Origin of the sequence: Thiothrix nivea DSM 5205 (assembly GCF_000260135.1) — a bacterium.
GTDB lineage: Bacteria > Pseudomonadota > Gammaproteobacteria > Thiotrichales > Thiotrichaceae > Thiothrix > Thiothrix nivea.
In genome coordinates this window covers 4,461,868-4,479,960 of record NZ_JH651384.1, presented here as the reverse complement: position 1 = coordinate 4,479,960, position 18,093 = coordinate 4,461,868, and the positions used below count along the sequence as shown (strand labels likewise).

Below are 18,093 nucleotides of genomic sequence, written 5' to 3'. Positions count from 1 at the left end.
ACCATGCTTCTTAACAAAACTTAACAATTCATTAACGCAAAAAGTGCTACTTTTTAGGGTACATTTATTGACCAGGATGGGAGAGTGCGTATGTTTGGGATTGTTGCCGGTCTCGGCCCCAGAGCAACCGTCGAGTTTTACTCGGCTTTCATGAACAATGTCACCCGCAAGACACAAGGCGGCCTGCCACGCACGCTTCTCTACAGTGTCGCCATGAACCCCGCCATCGAAAACGCGTTCCTGCAAGGCGCGGTGGACGAGGCGGCGGAACCACGCCAACAGGTCAGAAGCCTGCTCAACGAAGCCGTGCAACACTTTCTGAACAACCGCGTCACCACCGTCGCCATGGCCTGCAATACCTTGCAGGATGAACTGAGCGCCTTGTGCAAAGCCAGCGGCCTGGTCAATCTCAACATGATCGACGCCACCGCCGACACTATCCGCCAACGCAACGCCCGACGGGTGCTGATTCTCGGCACCGCCAGCACCTATTGCGACGACCTCTACGGTCAACGCCTGCAAAAACACGGCATCGAGTGCATTTATCCTGACGCAGGCCGGCAGGACTTCATCGAAACCTACATCCGCTTTGCCCTGAACCAGGACATCGGCGCTGCCGCCAAACAACAGTTTGCCGAAAACGTCAGAAAGATTGCCGACGCCACCGGCGCGGACAGCGTGGTGCTGGCCTGCACCGACCTGACCGGCGACCTGGAGGAGCAAGCCTGTGGAATCATGGTGTTTGATTCCCTGCAACTGCTGGCGCAGGCTTCCGCCACCCACGTACTGGAGCGGGACGAACTGTTCGTATGACAACAACGCAGACAAACGCACAGGCATCATTGCAAGCCCTGCTCACCCGCTTGTGGGAGGAAGTCCTGGAAACCCCGGTCAAAGCGGATGACAACTTCTTCATGCTGGGCGGCAATTCCATCAAGGCCGTGCGGGTCATGAACCGCCTGCAGGAGGAAATGCACGCCATTTTCCACCCGGCATCCCTGTTCGACGCACCAACGGTCGAACAACTGACCCGCTATTGCATCACCCACTACCCTGCCGTTTTCGACGCGTCACAGCCCGACATCGGCAATGAAAGCGTGACGGATGCGCAAACCGCCGCCGCCAGGGAGCACCTGCTTTACCGCGGCGCCGCCCGGGATTTGCAGGTCGACACCGCAGAACCCGATAACCGCCCCGCCATTTTCATCCTGTCGCCGCCCCGCTCCGGCTCCACCCTGCTGCGCGTCATTCTGGCCGGCAGCAAGGAATTGTTCAGCCCGCCGGAACTTTACCTGCTGTCATTCAACACCCTGCAACAACGTCGCGAACAATTCTCAGGTAAACTCGAATTCTTCCGCGAAGGCTTGCTGCGCGCCCTGATGGAACTGAAGCCGTGTTCACACACCGAAGCGGCAAACCTGATGCGGGAATACGAAAACCAGGGCATGAGCACCAAGGCATTCTTTGGCTTGATGCAGGAATGGGCGAGACAACGCCGTATCGTTGACAAGACCCCCGGCTACGCCTTCAACCCAACCATCCTGCAACGCGCCGAAGCGGAATTCGACAACGCCCTGTTTATACATCTGGTACGCCACCCGATGGCTACCGTCAGCTCGTTTGAAGAAATCCGCGCCGATCTGGTCACCGGCAATCCGGCGGATGAGCTGCCATTTACCCCACGCCAGAAAGGCGAACTGTGGTGGCAGATCAGCCATCAGAACATCCTGTCATTCCTGCAAACAGTCCCCGCCGGGCGCCAGTTCCAGCTACGCTACGAAGACCTGGTGACAGCGCCTGAAAACAACATTCGCCGGCTCTGCGATTTCCTGGACATCACCTTCTCATCGGAGATGCTGAACCCGTATCAGGAAAAGCAGCAGCGCATGACCGACGGCGTGACCGCAGTCTCCAAAATCATGGGTGATCAGAAATTCCATACCTACACAGGCATTGACGCCAGCGGCGCTGATCGCTGGCGGGACAAGTACCGCGAGGATTTCTTGTGCGAAACCAGTTGGGTGCTGGCGGAATCACTGGGCTATGAACGTGCAAGCTTTGCCGCCGATGACGAAGAACGGGAAGAGTGGGAAATCTGACATGAGCCATTTCAAGGTAGCCGAATTCCTGGCGGAACTACACAGGCTGGACATTCAGGTTCAGGTCGAAGGCGAGCGCCTGAAACTCAATGCTCCGAAAGGTGCTGTCACCCCCGAACTGCGCGAGCGCCTGAAACAACACAAGGCTGACATCATCCGTTTTTATCAGCAGCAAGCCGGTAACAGGAACGGCATCCCGCGCCTCTCCCGCGAACAGCCCCTGCCCTGCTCGTTCGCGCAACAACGCCTGTGGCTGCTGGATCGGCTGGAACCCGGTAGCCATGCCTACAACATACCGGTCTTCCTGCGGGCGTCGGGCAAGCTGGATGTCCCGGTTTTCCGTCGAGCCGTGAATGAAATCATCCGTCGTCACGAGAGCCTGCGCACCGTTTTCCGCGAGCCGCCCGATGGCAGCGACGCAGCCGTGCAAATCATCCTGCCGGAATTAACTATCGACATCCCGCTCATCGACCTGAGCACTTTATCGGAACAGGAGGCAGAAACCAGAGTCCGTGAACAGGCCGCACGGGATGCGACAACGCCGTTCGAGCTGGAACAGCCCCCCCTGCTACGCCTGAACATTCTGCAAATCAGCGGGCAAGATCATGTGCTGTTGTTCACGTTGCATCACAGTATTTTCGATGGCCTGTCGCTGGCGGTTTTCCTGCGGGAGCTTGGCGCACTGTATCAGGCTTTTGCCCGGCAACAAGCTTCGCCCTTGCCAGAGCTTGAGGTGCAATACGCGGATTTCAGCGGGTGGCAACGTCAACGCCTGAGTGGTGATGACTGGCAGGAACAACTGGATTTCTGGCGCAAGGAGCTGGCAGACGCCCCGCCCGTCATCGGTTTGCCAACTGATCACCCCCGGCCTGTCCTGCAAAGCCATGCCGGAGCCAGGCAGTCGCTGGAAATCGGCCGGGAAACTACGCGCCAATTCCGCCAGATTACCCGGCAAAACGGGGCAACGCTGTTCATGACTTTCCATGCTGTCCTGACCATTCTGCTTGCCCGCCACACCGGCAAAGACGATATTGTCATCGGCACACCCATTGCCAACCGCAACCACCGGCAACTGGAAAGCCTGATCGGCTTTTTTGCCAATACCCTGGTGCTGCGTACCGCCGTCAAACCCGACGATAACTTTAACGAGCTGCTGGAGCGGATAAAACATCACGCGCTCCAAGCCTACAGGCATCAGGAAGTACCGTTTGAAAAACTGGTGGATGAGCTGGCTATCGAACGCAGCACCAGCCATAGCCCGCTATTCCAGGTCATGCTCAGTTTCCAGAACGCGCATACGGACGGCTTCACCTTGCCGGGTGTGGACATTCTGCCGCTGGATTTCGACGGCGCTGTTGCCAGGTTCGACCTGAGTTTCATTATTCGCGAGCATCCGGAAAAGTTTACGGTCATTCTCGAATACAGTACGGCGTTGTTTGCAGCCGCCACGATTGAACGGATGATGGGGCATTTTCAGGTGCTGCTGGATGCCATCCTGGAACAACCGGATTTGCCCATTAGCCAATTGTCCATGCTGACACAGCAGGATGTGCAACAATTGCAGGCGTGGAATGATACAGCGGTTGCTTATCCGTTGGAAAAAACGCTGGTTGACCTGTTTGAAGCACAGGTTGGACAGACACCGGATAACGTGGCATTGACATTTCATGAGCAACGGTTTACCTACCGGCAACTCAACCAGCAAGCCAATCAAATAGCCCATTATCTGTTACAAAATACATCCTGTAAAAACCAACATAATCCGTTGATTGCCATTTGCGTAGAACGCTCGCCGGACATGCTGTTTGGTCTGCTAGGTACTCTCAAAGCAGGTGCGGCTTATGTACCCATCGACCCCGCGTACCCGCAAGACCGCATCCACCACATGCTCACTGACAGTGAAGCAACCGTTATCCTTACCCACAGCAGCCTCAAAAGCAGTCTGTCTGTGGATAGCACGGAAACATCACCGCAAGTCGTGTGCCTGGATGAAGTAACGCTTGCTGACTTCCCAACCGATAACCTTCCTGTACGCAGCCAGCCTGACGATCTGGCTTATGTCATCTACACTTCCGGCTCTACCGGCAAGCCCAAGGGTGTGGCGGTAGAACATCAAAATGTTATCGCTATGCTGGTAGCTTATGAGCACACAGCCCCACGCCTTACGCCAATTTCCAGCAGCAGTGTTTGCCCGTTTGTTTTTGATGTATCTGTCTGGGAATGCTTCTCAAGCCTGTGCTACGGTCATGAGCTGCACATCATTCCAACAGAAATAGTCATGGCTCCTGACAACCTAGTTGCTTATCTATGTGAACACGCTATCTGTCAGGCTTATATTCCTCCCAATATTCTGGAAATGATACTGGTATATTTCGAGGAAGCCAGACAACTACCGCTACGATACTTGTTGGTAGGAGTGGAACCCATACATGAAGAATTATTGCAACGTTTTCGCAAACTGGAACCCGATTTATCCATTATTAACGGTTATGGCCCAACCGAAACTACGGTTTGCGCCACATTTCATGACTTTAAAAATACCCAGAATCCTTCTCGCAACACACCTATTGGTAGGGCGCTAGCTAATTACCGGGTCTATCTGTGTGATACACAAAGCCAACCTGTTCCCATTGGTGTGAGCGGGGAAATTTATATTGCAGGCGATGGTGTTGCCCGCAACTACCACAAACGCCCACAACTGACTGCTGAAAAATTTATTGAACTGGAATTACTGGGTAGGCGTGAACGCGTTTATAAAACAGGGGATCTCGCCCGCTGGTTGCCTGATGGGAACCTAGAGTTTCTTGGACGTATCGACCACCAAATCAAATTGCGGGGCTTCCGTATTGAACTGGGTGAAATTGAGGCACAGCTAAAACAATGTCCGAATATTGGGGAAGCTGTCGTTGTAACACACCCCATAAAATCGGGAGACAAACAGCTAGTGGCCTATGTGTTAGCCCAAGTATCTGCAACTAAACATAACAGTGAAATCGTTAGCGAACTAAAATCTACCTTGAAACAAAAACTACCGGATTACATGATTCCAGCTTTATTCATTGTGTTAGATGAATTCCCCCGATTACCCAACGGTAAACTTGATCGCAAAAGCTTACCAGAACCTGATCAATTAAGTGTGCTGAGCACAAACTATATGCACCCAAGAAATTCATTGGAATTACAATTAAGCCAGATATGGGAGGATACCCTGGCAATTTCTCCTATTAGCGTACTTGATAATTTCTTTGCAATCGGTGGCGATTCAATGTTGGCTATTCGCCTGATTAATCGCATCAACCAACAGTTCTCAGTTAAAATTCCACTAAATACACTGTTCCAATATGCCAATATTGAGCAATTTGCTTGCTTGTTGCGGCGTGACGACCATGTAGCCCTAAAAAATTCCCCCTTGGTTGCCCTTCAAACTCGCGGCTCCAATATACCTATTTTCTGTGTGCATGCAGCGGGTGGCATCGTGTTCCGCTACCAGCAAGTCGCCAAACTGATGAGTTCGCGATACGCATATCCATTTTACGGTTTGCAAGCCAGAGGTATAGAACCGGGGGAACCTCTTTACACCAGCATTGACGAGATGGCACAAAATTACGTTGATGCTATCCGTCAGATCAAACCACAAGGCCCTTACCTGCTGGCGGGCTGGTCATTCGGCGGTAGCGTAGCGTTTGAAATGGCCAGGATATTGGAAAGTACAGGGGAAACAGTTTCTGGTGTCATCATGATTGACGCACCCTCACCCTATGTGGATACCTATGAAACCGATGACGTCGATTTCCTGCTGGAACGCCTGGAACCAGCCGCAGGCATCAACATTCAGGAAGAAGTCGAACAACAGGAATCCGAACACGCTCAAAAACAACTGATTATTGAGCAGAAAAAACAAATTGGCCTGTTCCCGCCGGATATTACTCTGGAAGAAGCTGAACAACGCCTAAGAGTACATAAACATCACAACCAACTTCTATGCCAATACCGACCAAACCAGGCTATCAAAGCAGGTATTGCCTATATCAAAGCCACGGAAGAAACCCGTTTCGATGAGAAGATGAAAGACCCCGTGCCTGCCTGGGCTGAATTCACCCATAAAGGCATGATTGAACATGAATCACCCGGCAATCATTTCAACATGTTCTCCAACGAACACAGCCCGGTGCTGGCGGAAAAACTGTATACCTGCATTCATGATTTGGGAGTGAAGTAAGCCATGCAATCGGCTCAACAACTCCTCACCGAACTGAACAGGCTGGACATCAAGCTTTCGCTGGCCGACGGCAAGTTGCGTTGCAACGCCCCCAAAGGCGCAATGACCCCGGCATTACGCGACAGTATCAAACAGTTCAAACCGGCTTTACTGCAACTGCTGGAAAATCAACGGCAACCAGAAAGCGGAGCCAATACCGGCGGAACGCTCACCCCGATTGCACGCAATGGTGAACTGCCCCTGTCTTATTCCCAGGAACGTATCTGGCTGCTGAGCAAGCTTGATCCGGCTAACCATTTCACCGGCAACATCCATTTCGTGTTCCGCATCAGCGGCTTGCTGGACATAGCCGCGCTGGAACAGGCGCTCAACACGCTCATCCAACGTCACGAAGTCTTTCGCATCCGTTGTGCAAGCGTCGATAACCGCCCGGTACAAACCGCCATTCCGTCAATCCGTTTCCAGTTGCCGCTACAGGACTTGAGCGCCCTTTCCCCACAAACGACAGAGAACACCATCACAGCAATCTGTGAAAACCATGCCCTGGAGCCGTTCGATCTTACCGCCGCCCCACTGCTGCGTGCCCAATTGCTCAAAACCGCTGACCGGCAATACCTGTTCCTGCTGGCAACGCATCTGTATATCTTCGACGGCTGGTCAACGGCGGTGCTGTTACGGGAACTGTCCGCTTTGTATACTGCTTTCCAGGCAGGAAAACCTTCGCCGTTGCCACCCCTGGGTGCGCAATACGCTGATTTTGCCCACTGGCATCATCAATGGTTTGAAGGCGGGGAAGCCGCCCGCCAAAGCGCTTGGTGGCTGACAAAACTGCGTGATGCCCAGCTGTTTACCGGCCTGCCGCTGGATCGCCCCAGACCATCCGGTGCTTCCGCCAACAGCGCCAGTGTCGAATTTACTGTGCCGACCTTCCTGACCGATGCTATCCGTAACCTGTCACAACAAGTCGGCGTCACCCTGTTCATCAGCCTGCTGGCGGCCTTTCAGTCATTGCTATACGCTTACACCCGGCAGGAAAAACTGGCCACCGGCACCATCGTTTCCAACCGGCGTCTAGCTGAAACCGAAGCCATGATCGGCTCATTCGCCAACAATATCCTGATCGCTTCCGACTTTTCATCCGGCATGGCTTTCTGCAAGCTGTTGCAACAGGTGGCCAAAACCTCGCGCGAAGCCTATGCCAACCAGGATCTGCCGTTCGAACGTTTGTTGGGCAAGCTCAACCCCAGCCTGACAGCCAACCCGCTGTTCCGCACCATGTTTGTGTTGCATCAACACCAATCCCAGCCCGGTTCCGCCGCAGGGCTGGTACTGGCGGATTTGCAGGTGGAAAAGCTGCCGGATGTCAAAGTCCTGTCAAAATACGATCTGGAACTGGTGATGGTGGAACACGGCGGCAAGCTGTCCGGCCTGTTCGTCTACAATGCCGACATTTTCGAGCCAGCCACCATTGAAGCGCTCAGGAATAATTTCTTCCAGGTGCTGAAGCAGGTCACCGCTAACCCCGAATTGGCGCTCACTGAATTACCCACCTTCGCGACAAAACCGGTAAGCAATAGCAGTCTCGCGATAAGCGGAACTCAGGAATACACAGCACCCCGCACACCTGGAGAAGCAGCCATCACCCGTGTCTGGCAAGACGTGTTCGGCATTGAACGTATCGGCGTCCATGACCGCTTTACGGAACTGGGCGGGCATTCCCTGCTGGCTATCCGGCTGCTTGCCGTACTCAAACAGGAACTTGATCTGGACATCAGGTTGGGCGATATGGATACGTTTCCCACCATTGCTGAACTGGCGGCATCGGACTCATGAACAACACACCGACTGCAAACCCTTGGTTCAGCACCTACAACCTGCCACAGCAAGGGCAGCAGCGCGTGTTCGCCTTTCCCTATTCAGGCGCAGGCGCATCCATTTTTTACCAGTGGGCCGGGGACTTTCACGCAAACGGCATTGACTTCCTCGGCGTACAACCGCCTGGCAGGGAAAACCGGCTGCGGGAACAGGCTTTTCACGCCATGCAACCCTTGCTGGAAGCACTGTTACCGGCCATTACCCCTTTGCTGAACAAACCGTTTGTGTTGTTTGGCCACAGCCTTGGCGCACTGGTGGGCTTCAACCTGTGCCGCGCATTGCATCAGCAAGGGCTGCCACTCCCACAGACCCTGTTCATTTCAGCCTTCCGCTCGCCCGAATTGCCCAACCCCAACCGGGAACTGCATCGGCTACCGGAGGCGGTTCTGCTGGACGGACTCAGGGATTACGCCGGTACGCCAGAAGAAATCCTGACCAACCGGGAAATCATGGCCTTCCTGCTGCCGCTGCTGCGCGCCGATTTCAGCCTGCACGAAACCTGGCGTTATCAACCGGCAGCGCCACTGCCCTGCCCCATCACCATCCTGTCGGGCAACCAGGATCCTATTGCCAGACCGGAATCCATGCTCAACTGGGTGGAGCAGACCTCCACTGGTTTTCAGCACCGGCAATATGCGGGTGACCATTTCTTTCTGAATACACATAGGGATGACATTATCCGGCAGCTACAGCAGGCTTTCATACAACAGCCAAATTTTGTCAACAACAATACCTGACCCTGGAGCAAGCTCCCATGACCAAGGCAGAGCACAATCTGACCCCCACAGAAACCGCAACCACCAAGCCTCCGGCTATTAGCGCAGGCGGAATTGTTGAATTTGACGCCGCAGACTGCCTGACCCTGCCGGAAATGATGCTGGATGCTGTTGGCAAAGCCGCCGACAAACGCATCACCTACCGCCTGGAAAACGGCAGCGACCGCGTAGACGCTTACACCGACCTGCTACAAGAAGCCCGCCGCCTGCTCACCGGCTTGCAGCAACAGGGCCTGCAACCCAAAGACAACCTCATCCTGTTGCTGGAAAAGAACCACGACATTATCCCGGTATTCTGGGCCTGTATGCTGGGCGGCTTCCGCCCCCTGATCATGGAAGTGCCGGAACAGTTTGCGGCAGGCAACCGCGCGTTTGAGCATGTCTGCGCCCTCGGCAAACTGCTGGAGGCACGCCTGATCATTACCAGCGACAGCCTGTACGCTGACGCAACCAGACTGCTGGAGCACCTGCCGGAGCAAACGGCTGCCATCGGCAATGTCAACTCGCTGCGTGACCACAACCCCACCCTCACCCACCACGTCAGCCAGCCGGATGACATCGCCTGTTTCTGGCTGACTTCCGGCAGCACCGGCACGCCCAAATGCGTGACCATGAAGCACCGCAATATCCTCACCCGCGCGGAAGGAGCCAACCGTTTTAATGGACACAATGCCAGTGATGTCTACCTCAACTGGCTGCCCTTCGATCATAACGGCAGTCTGGCCGAACATATCCGTTGCATCAAAACCGTGTGCAACATGGTCTATCTGCACAAGGAAGACATCCTCGGCGACCCGCTCAACATGCTGCGCACCATTGATCAATACGGCATCACCCACACCTGGGGGCCGAACTTCATTTACTCGTTGATGCGCGATGCCCTCAAGGCAAGCGACGCGGAATACGGCTGGGATTTGTCCAGCATCAAATTCATGATTTCCGGCGGCGAACCCGTATCCGCCCGTACCATGCACGACTTTCTGGAACGTGCTGGTCGTTATGGCTACCCGCGCACCGGTTCACGCCCCAGTTTCGGCATGGCGGAAGCCGGTGGCGGCGGCACTACCTACGGCGAGCCCACCGATGCAGAACCAATCAGGTTTTTCTGGGTGGAAAACCACGCGTTCAACGGCGAGGATGTGCGCCAGACCACACCAGAAGCCCCCGGAGCCACCCCGATTGCCAGCCTGGGGCGACCAATTCCCGGCGTCACCATCCGCATCATCGACCAGCAAGGCCGGGTGGCGCCGGAAGACGTGGTCGGGCATGTCCACCTCAAAGGCCCGTTGATGCTGGAAGGCTATTACAATAACCCGGAGGCCAATGCCGAATGCTTCCTCGCAGACGGCTGGGTGGATACCGGCGACCTGGGCTTTCTCAGCGGCGGCGCGCTGGCGCTGACCGGGCGCGCCAAGGCCATGATCATTATCCACGGGCGCAACTTTTACAGCCACGAAATCGAGGCCGTCGCCGAGGAAACCGAAGGGGTGGAACATTCCTTCACGGCAGCCTGCGCGGTGGGCGATGTGGACAACGACACCGACAAGCTGGCGATTTTCTTCCATCCGCTAACTGACGATAAAACGCAATGGCAACAGATGATCCGGCAGATCCGCCAGGCCATCGTCAGCCGTATTCACGTCAACCCGGAGTACATTATCCCAGTCGAACGCGAAGACATCCCCAAAACGCCGATCGGTAAAATCCAGCGCAACCTGCTGGCCAGACGCTTCAACCAGGGGGCTTTCGCGGAACGCCTGCAAGCCATCGCCCACCTGCTGGAACAGGACGAGGCCGCGCCGCGCAATCCACTGGAAACCCAGCTAGCCGACGCCTGGGAAGCCATCCTCAACATCCGCCCCGGCATCCACGACAATTTCTTTGATCTTGGCGGCAACTCTATCAAGGCCGTGATGGTGATGAACAGGTTCCAGGAGAAAATCGGCGCAATTTTCCACCCGGTTTCGCTGTTCGACGCCCCTACTATTGCCGGGCTGGCGCGCTACTTCGAGGATAACTACCCTGCATTGTTCAAGGCGGCGGAAGACGCCGCCACCGAACAGGTGGCAGAACCCTTGTCCGCCACCCAGATTGAACACATGCGCCACTATCTGGCGGACTGCCTCAGCAATCCGAACGTACACCCCGATCTGCAAGGCGGCAAAAACCCGCGCGCCGTTTTCATTCTCTCCCCTGCCCGTTCCGGCTCCACCCTGCTGCGCGTCATTCTGGCGGGCAACCCGCAACTGTTCAGCCCACCGGAACTGTACCTGCTGGGTTTCAACACCTTGCGCGAATGGCGAAAGTTTTACTCAGGCCGCCTGGCTTATGTCAGCGAAGGTCTGACCCGCGCCATCATGGAACTGCGAAGCTGTACGCTGGAGCAAGCCGAGCAGATTCTGGTGGACATGGAAGCGGAAGACATCAGCATCAAACAACTGTTCGCCCAGCTACAGGCATGGTCGGGCCACAGGGTGCTGGTGGACAAATCGCCCCCTTACGCATTCAACCCCGACATCCTCAAACGTCTGGAAACCGAATTCGACGACCCGCTGTATGTACACCTGATGCGCCACCCGGCTGGCATGATCGCCTCTTTTGAGGAAGCGCGTGTGGATCTGGCGGTGGACGTACACGGCGATGAAGATGGCGCGGTTGAACTCAGCGGACGCCAGAAAGGTGAAGCCTGGTGGCTGATCAGCCATCAGAACATCTGCGAATTCCTCAAAGACATTCCGGCTGAACGCCAGCACTTGATTAAATTTGAGGATATGGTCACCGCGCCGGAATCCACTTTACGCGACCTGACAGATTTCCTCGGCGTGGACTTCCACACCGACATGCTGGAGCCACAAAAAGATGGCAAGCGGCGCATGGTAGATGGCGCGCATGAGCTGTCCCGGCGTGCGGGCGACCCCAAATTCCATACCCACCAGGGTTTTTCTTCCAGCTCCGCCGACCGCTGGAAAGACGTTTACCACCAGGACTTCCTGTGCGAACAAACCTGGCAAATTGCCCGTCACTACGGCTACCGGTTTGACCGTGGCGTATCGTTGAGCGACTTCCAGGTACAGCCCGACCTTGCAAACCGTGGCACGCCTTTCCCGCTGACCGACATCCAACAGGCTTACTGGGCGGGCCGCATCGGCAGTTTCGAACTCGGCGGTTATTCGGTGCATTCCTACACCGAAATCGATGGCGCCGATCTGGACATGCGCCGCCTGCAACAAGCCTGGCAGAAAATGGTGGATCGCCACGAAATGCTGCGCACCATTATCCTGCCGGACGGAAAGCAGCAAATTCTGGTGGACAACCCGAAGTACAACATCCGTGTCACGGAGCTGGGCAGTCTGGATGAAGCCGGCGTACAAACCGAGCTGATGGCTACCCGCGAACGCCTGTCGCATCAGGTGTTCGCCTTCGATCAATGGCCGTTGTACGAAATCTGCGTGTCGCGTATGGACGAACACCGTTACCGGGTGCATCTCAGCTTCGACGCCATTCTGTTTGACGCGCGCAGCCGCTACATCCTCTACACAGAATTCCGGCAATTTTACCAGCAACCGACACTGGCATTGCCGCCGTTTGAGCTGTCGTTCCGCGATTACGTGCTGGCCGAACAGCGTATCAAGGATTCACCGCTGTACAGGCAGTCACGCGAGTACTGGATGCGGCAACTGGCAACCCTGCCGGGCGCGCCGGAACTACCGTTGGCAATCAACCCTACGACGCTGACAGAACCGAAGTTTGTGCAGAAAAACCATTTCCTGCCCAAACAAGACTGGAGCAGGCTGAAGGCGCGTGCCGCACAGGAACAAATCACCCCCTCCTGCCTGCTGATGACCGCGTTCTCGGATGTATTGCGCACCTGGAGCAAGCAGGACAGTTTCACCCTCAACCTGACTGCCTATAACCGCCAGCCGCTACACCCGGAAGTCAACAACATCATTGGCGATTTCACGTCCCTGATCCTGCTGGACATCGACAGCCCTGCACAACAAAGTTTCACCGAACGCGCCCACGGCCTGCAAAAACGCCTGTGGGACAATCTCAACCACAACCATTTCAGCGGCATCGAAGTGTTGCGCGAACTCGGCAAGCGCAGTAATCATCAGGCTGGCGCGCAAATGCCGGTAGTGTTCACCAGCGTACTGGGCGATGAAATCAGCGATAGCGCCAACAGTTCCGGTCAGCAAAGTACCGACTGGCTAGGCGAAGTCGCTTTCAACGTTGCGCAGACCCCACAAATCTGGTTCGACCACATCGCCTTCGAGGAGGGCGGCGGTTTGCTGTGCCGCTGGAATGTGGTCGACACCCTGTTCCCGGCGGGCATGATGGACGCCATGTTCGACGCCTATCTGGGCTGCCTGCAAAAGCTGCTGAGTGAGGAAAGCGCCTGGCGGGAACGCTGGCCGGATACTGCTAAACGCCTGTTGACACCGGCGCAACTGGAGCAGCGCCACGCCGCCAATGCCACGGACGCACCGATTGCCGACGAATTGATGCACACCCTGTTCCATAAGCAGGTTGCACAACGCCCGCACGCTCCTGCGGTTATCGCCGCCGAACGCACGCTGAGCTATCAGGAACTGTACGAGCTTTCCAACCGGATTGGCCATCGCCTGCAAACACTGGGCGTGCAACCCAACCAGCTGGTTGCGGTAGTGATGGAAAAAGGTTGGCAACAGGTCGCGGCGCTTATGGGGATTCTGACATCAGGCGCGGCCTACCTGCCGGTTGACCCTTCCCTGCCGGAAGAACGTTTCCACTACCTGCTGGAATTCGGCCAAGTGGATGTGGTGTTGACCGAAAGCAGCCTGCACAGCCTGATGAACTGGCCGCAAGACACCCGAATCGTGTGCGTGGATGACGGCTCACTGACGAACGAAAGCGCCACCCTGCCGGAAATTCGCCAGCAACCAACCGATCTGGCTTACATCATTTTCACCTCCGGCTCCACCGGCCTGCCCAAAGGCGTGATGATCGACCACCGTGGCGCAGTCAACACCATTCTCGACATCAATGCCCGTTTCAATGTCACCCCCGCAGATCGCGCCATCGGCCTGTCGGCGCTGAACTTCGACCTGTCCGTATATGATATTTTCGGCCTGTTGGCGGCGGGCGGTGCGGTGGTGATGCCGCAAGCCGCTGATGTACGCAACCCGCCGCAATGGGTGAAGCTAATCAACGGGCATCAGGTGACCATCTGGAACACAGTCCCCGCCTTCGTCGGCCTGCTGGCCGATTACGTGGAAAGCCATCCCGACGCGGACATGGACTCCCTGCGCCTGGTCATGATGAGTGGCGACTGGATTCCGGTTACCCTGCCTGAACGTATCCAAAGGCACTGCAACCAGCCGCAGGTCATCAGTCTGGGAGGCGCGACCGAAGCCTCCATTTGGTCGATCCTCTACCCCATTACGCAAGTCAAACCGGCATGGAGCAGCATCCCTTACGGCAAACCGATGCTGAACCAGCAGTTCCACGTGCTGAATTCGGCGCTGGAAGACTGCCCCGTGTGGGTTCCCGGCAAGCTGTATATCGGCGGCGTCGGGCTGGCCAAAGGCTACTGGCGCGACACCGAAAAAACCGACAAGGCGTTCATCACCCACCCCGGAACCGGCGAACGCCTGTATTGCACCGGCGACCTGGGCCGCTACCTGCCGGACGGCAATATCGAATTCCTGGGGCGTGAAGACTTCCAAGTGAAGATTCAGGGCTTCCGGGTGGAAATCGGCGAGATCGAAGCCGCGCTGATGCAGCATCCCGCCATCAAGACCGCCGTTGTGGACGCCAGGGGCGAAGTCCATGCCGAAAAGCAACTGGTCGCTTACTGCATCGCGGAATCCACTGAAAACCTGCAAGCCGATGAACTGCGAAGCTTCCTGCGGCGGAAAATCCCCGCGTACATGGTTCCCACCGTCTACATCCCCCTGCGGGATTTGCCACTGAGCACCAACGGCAAAGTTGACCGCAAGGCGTTGCCCGACCCCGCAAAGGTAAGCACCCTGGAATCAGCGCCAACCGTCAACGGTAAATCAGCACAGGCAACAGCAACTTCCTCCGGCATCGCCAGCCAGATTCTCGACATTGTCGAAAGCGTGCTGGAACGAAGCGGTATTGCTCCGAATGACAATATTTTCAATTTTGGCGCGACGTCCATCCACATGATGCGCATCGTCAACCAGTTGGAAATGGGGCTAGGTTTCCGCCCCCAAATTGATGCGTTTTACACCGATCCGACAGTACAGGGATTAATCAGCGTCTACCAGGAGATCCACGGCGGGTCTGAAGCTGACAGCCAACCGGCCATGCAGGTACACGCCCTGCCCAGCCATTCGCTACTGGAACAATTCCACTTCATTACCGATCCGGCGGAACGCGCCGCCTTCAAGCAGGCTCAACATGGCATCCGCCAATTGGATGCACCCTCCATACCACTGCCCGGCTCGACAGCGTTGGATGATTTGTATGCCAGGCTGCGTAGTTACCGGCACTATTCAGCCGAACCCATTGCTTTGGCAAACTTCAGCGACTTGCTCAGCTGCCTGCGCCAGCAAACTTTGCGGCAGCAACCCAAATACCTGTATGGCTCGGCGGGCGGCTTGTACCCGTTGCAAACCTACGTCTATATCAAGCCAAACCGGGTGGAATCGCTGATTGGCGGCCTCTATTACTACCACCCTCGGGAGCATCGCCTGATCCTGCTCTCGGAAGACGAGCTGGATGAGTGCATCTATAACCCGCATATCAATCGCCCAACCTATCAACGGGCGGCTTTCGCCATCTTCCTGATTTCACAACTGGCAGCGATTGCGCCGATGTACCAGGAACTGGCGCTGCATTTCTCCACCCTGGAAGCAGGCAACATCTCCCAGCTGCTGCGCCATCATGCGCCCAATGCCAATCTGGGGGTTTGCGAAATCGGCGAGCTGGATTTCAACCGGGTCAGGCATCTGTTCACGCTGGATGATTCGCAGGTGCTGGTGCATTCGCTGGTGGGCGGAATTCCTGATGAGGATGCGGGGGCAAACGATACGGCTTTCTACCAGGGTGTATTTGCAAGTCAGCCGAAAGTGGATGAGGAAGAACGGGAAGATGAGGAGTTTTAAACAATGTTGAATCTTAAAGCAGCATGATTCAGCGCGACCTCACCCACGGCAGCGAACGCCAACACTTGCTGGCGATGAGTATCCCCACCATCTGGGGCATCCTCGCCATCATGGCCATGCACTTGGCCGATACTTGGTATGTCGGCCAGTTGGGCACAGATGCACTGGCGGCGATGGGCTTCACCTTCCCGGTGGTGATGATCATCGGCAGCCTGGCGTTCGGGGTGGGAACCGGTACGTCTGCGGTCATTGCGCAAGCCATCGGCAGTGAACGCACGGACTGGGTACGCAGTTACAGTACGCAATCCCTGATTATTGCCCTGGCTATCGCATTGGTGTTCGCGGTGGTCGGCCTGCTGACGCTGGAACCGGTATTCCGCCTGCTGGGCGCACCGGAACGTTTGTTGCCGCTGATTCGTGACTACATGGGAGTTTGGTATCTGGGCGGTTTTCTGGTGGTGGTGCCGATGGTGGGCAATGCGGGCATCCGCGCGGCGGGCAATACCCGTTTGCCCAGTTACGTGATGATGGGCGTGGCGCTGACCAACCTGGTGCTGGATCCGGTTTTCATTTTCGGCCTGTTCGGCTTTCCGCGCATGGAATTGCAGGGTGCGGCGCTGGCGACGCTGTGCGCCTACGTGGTCGCCTGCACCATCATGTTGTACGTGTTGGGCGTCAAACTGAAATTTCTTTCCCTACAAGCCCTGCGGCAAGGGGTCGTGCAAAGCTGGCGGGATATTTTACGGATCGCGGTTCCCTCGGCGGGCACCAACCTGATTGCCCCGGTCGCCACCGCGATCACCACCTGGCTGATCGCCCAATACGGCGCTGACGCCATTGCCGGGTACAGCATCGCTGCGCGTATCGAGTCGCTGGGGCTGATTGCGTTCGGCGCACTGGCAACCAGCCTGGCTCCTTTCGCCGGACAAAACTGGGGCGCGCGCAAACTCGACCGGCTTAACCGGGCGCTGGATCTGAGTTTCCGCTTTGCCTGGCTGTGGGGGTTGTTGTTCGCTGTCCTGCTATGGGTGGCCGCAGAGCCACTGATCGGATTGTTTACCCGGGATCCGGAGGCAATAGCCGCCGCCAAACACTACCTTTACATCGTGCCGGTCACGTTCGGGCTGCTGGGAACCATCATGATGACCAGCAGCGTCTCCAACGGTACCGGCAATCCACACCCCGCGCTGCTCATGACCTTGCTGCGCCTGTTGCTGGTTTACCTGCCGCTGGCGTGGCTGCTGTCCCAATGGTTGGGGCTGGAAGGCATTTTCCTGGCGAATGCCGTCGCCAATGTCCTGGTGGGCGTCGGCGCATTCCTCTGGATCAAGCGCAAGTGCCGCCGTGGAACCAACGCCCGCCAGGCCGAGCAAAGGAGAAAAGCCATGTGGGAAGAACGCTACGCCACCGACGAGTACCTGTTCGGCACGGAACCGAATGATTTCCTGCGCGAGCACGCCGCTGAACTGCCGGTGGGCGACACCCTGAGCATCGGCGAAGGCGAAGGCCGCAATGCCGTCTTTCTGGCCGGGCTGGGGCATCGCGTAACCGCGCTGGACGCCTCCGCCGCCGCGCTGGAAAAAGCCCGCAAACTGGCGCGGGAAAAACAGGTGGACATCGAAACCGTGCATAACAACCTCGATAATTACCGGTTTGAAGCCAGGCGCTGGGATACGGTCGTCTCCATTTTTTGCCATATGCCCGTGCAAATGCGCAGGCGGTTACATCAGCAAGTGGTGAAGGCGTTACGCCCCGGTGGCATCTTCATTCTGGAAGCCTACACGCCCGCGCAACTGAAATACGGCACCGGCGGCCCGCCAGTGGAAGCGCTGATGATGAACCTGGCGTCGCTGCGTGAGGAACTTAAAGGGCTGGAGTTTATCCATGCACTGGAAACCACGCGTGAAATCCACGAAGGGAAATGGCATCACGGCATGAGCGCGGTGGTGCAGGTGATCGCCCGGCGTGTCGGCTGAAATGTTAAGAAGTGTTGCGTAATAACCCCGTAGCAT

The 18,093-nt window shown here is 56.4% G+C and carries 7 protein-coding genes; all 7 read left to right on the top strand.

The genetic code is table 11. The annotated features are described in order from the left end of the window. The first annotated feature begins 90 nt into the window (after positions 1–90). From THINI_RS22185 to THINI_RS22155, 7 genes are read left to right on the top strand one after another with little or no spacing between them, the layout of a single operon-like run. Complete coding sequence (locus tag THINI_RS22185; RefSeq protein WP_002710727.1) at positions 91–813, top strand: aspartate/glutamate racemase family protein; 723 nt, start codon at positions 91–93, stop codon at positions 811–813. After that, on the top strand, positions 810–2,099 hold the full coding sequence (locus tag THINI_RS22180) for a sulfotransferase family protein (RefSeq protein WP_002710726.1): 1,290 nt from the start codon (positions 810–812) through the stop codon (positions 2,097–2,099). The genes THINI_RS22185 and THINI_RS22180 overlap by 4 nt, the downstream gene beginning before the upstream one ends. Then, entirely contained in the window at positions 2,044–6,318 is a 4,275-nt protein-coding gene (locus THINI_RS22175; RefSeq protein ID WP_002710725.1) for a non-ribosomal peptide synthetase, read from the top strand. The genes THINI_RS22180 and THINI_RS22175 overlap by 56 nt, the downstream gene beginning before the upstream one ends. 3 nt (positions 6,319–6,321) lie before the next feature. Then, entirely contained in the window at positions 6,322–8,151 is a 1,830-nt protein-coding gene (locus THINI_RS22170) for a condensation domain-containing protein (RefSeq protein ID WP_002710724.1), read from the top strand. Continuing rightward, positions 8,148–8,930 carry a thioesterase II family protein gene (locus THINI_RS22165; protein WP_002710723.1) on the top strand — a complete coding sequence of 261 codons (783 nt, stop codon included), beginning with the start codon at positions 8,148–8,150 and terminating at the stop codon, positions 8,928–8,930. The genes THINI_RS22170 and THINI_RS22165 overlap by 4 nt, the downstream gene beginning before the upstream one ends. Positions 8,931–8,947: 17 nt before the next feature. Beyond that, positions 8,948–16,081, top strand: coding sequence for a non-ribosomal peptide synthetase (locus THINI_RS23880; RefSeq protein WP_002710722.1), 7,134 nt, complete (start codon positions 8,948–8,950; stop codon positions 16,079–16,081). Between the two features lie 23 nt (positions 16,082–16,104). Further along, positions 16,105–18,057, top strand: coding sequence for an MATE family efflux transporter (locus THINI_RS22155; protein WP_002710721.1), 1,953 nt, complete (start codon positions 16,105–16,107; stop codon positions 18,055–18,057). Positions 18,058–18,093: the final 36 nt, after the last annotated feature.

Coding starts and splice junctions, on each gene's coding strand:
- THINI_RS22185 (WP_002710727.1), top strand. CDS start 91: ATGTTTGGGATTGTTGCCGGTCTCGGCCCCAGAGCAACCGTCGAGTTT.
- THINI_RS22180 (WP_002710726.1), top strand. CDS start 810: ATGACAACAACGCAGACAAACGCACAGGCATCATTGCAAGCCCTGCTC.
- THINI_RS22175 (WP_002710725.1), top strand. CDS start 2,044: ATGAACGTGCAAGCTTTGCCGCCGATGACGAAGAACGGGAAGAGTGGG.
- THINI_RS22170 (WP_002710724.1), top strand. CDS start 6,322: ATGCAATCGGCTCAACAACTCCTCACCGAACTGAACAGGCTGGACATC.
- THINI_RS22165 (WP_002710723.1), top strand. CDS start 8,148: ATGAACAACACACCGACTGCAAACCCTTGGTTCAGCACCTACAACCTG.
- THINI_RS23880 (WP_002710722.1), top strand. CDS start 8,948: ATGACCAAGGCAGAGCACAATCTGACCCCCACAGAAACCGCAACCACC.
- THINI_RS22155 (WP_002710721.1), top strand. CDS start 16,105: ATGATTCAGCGCGACCTCACCCACGGCAGCGAACGCCAACACTTGCTG.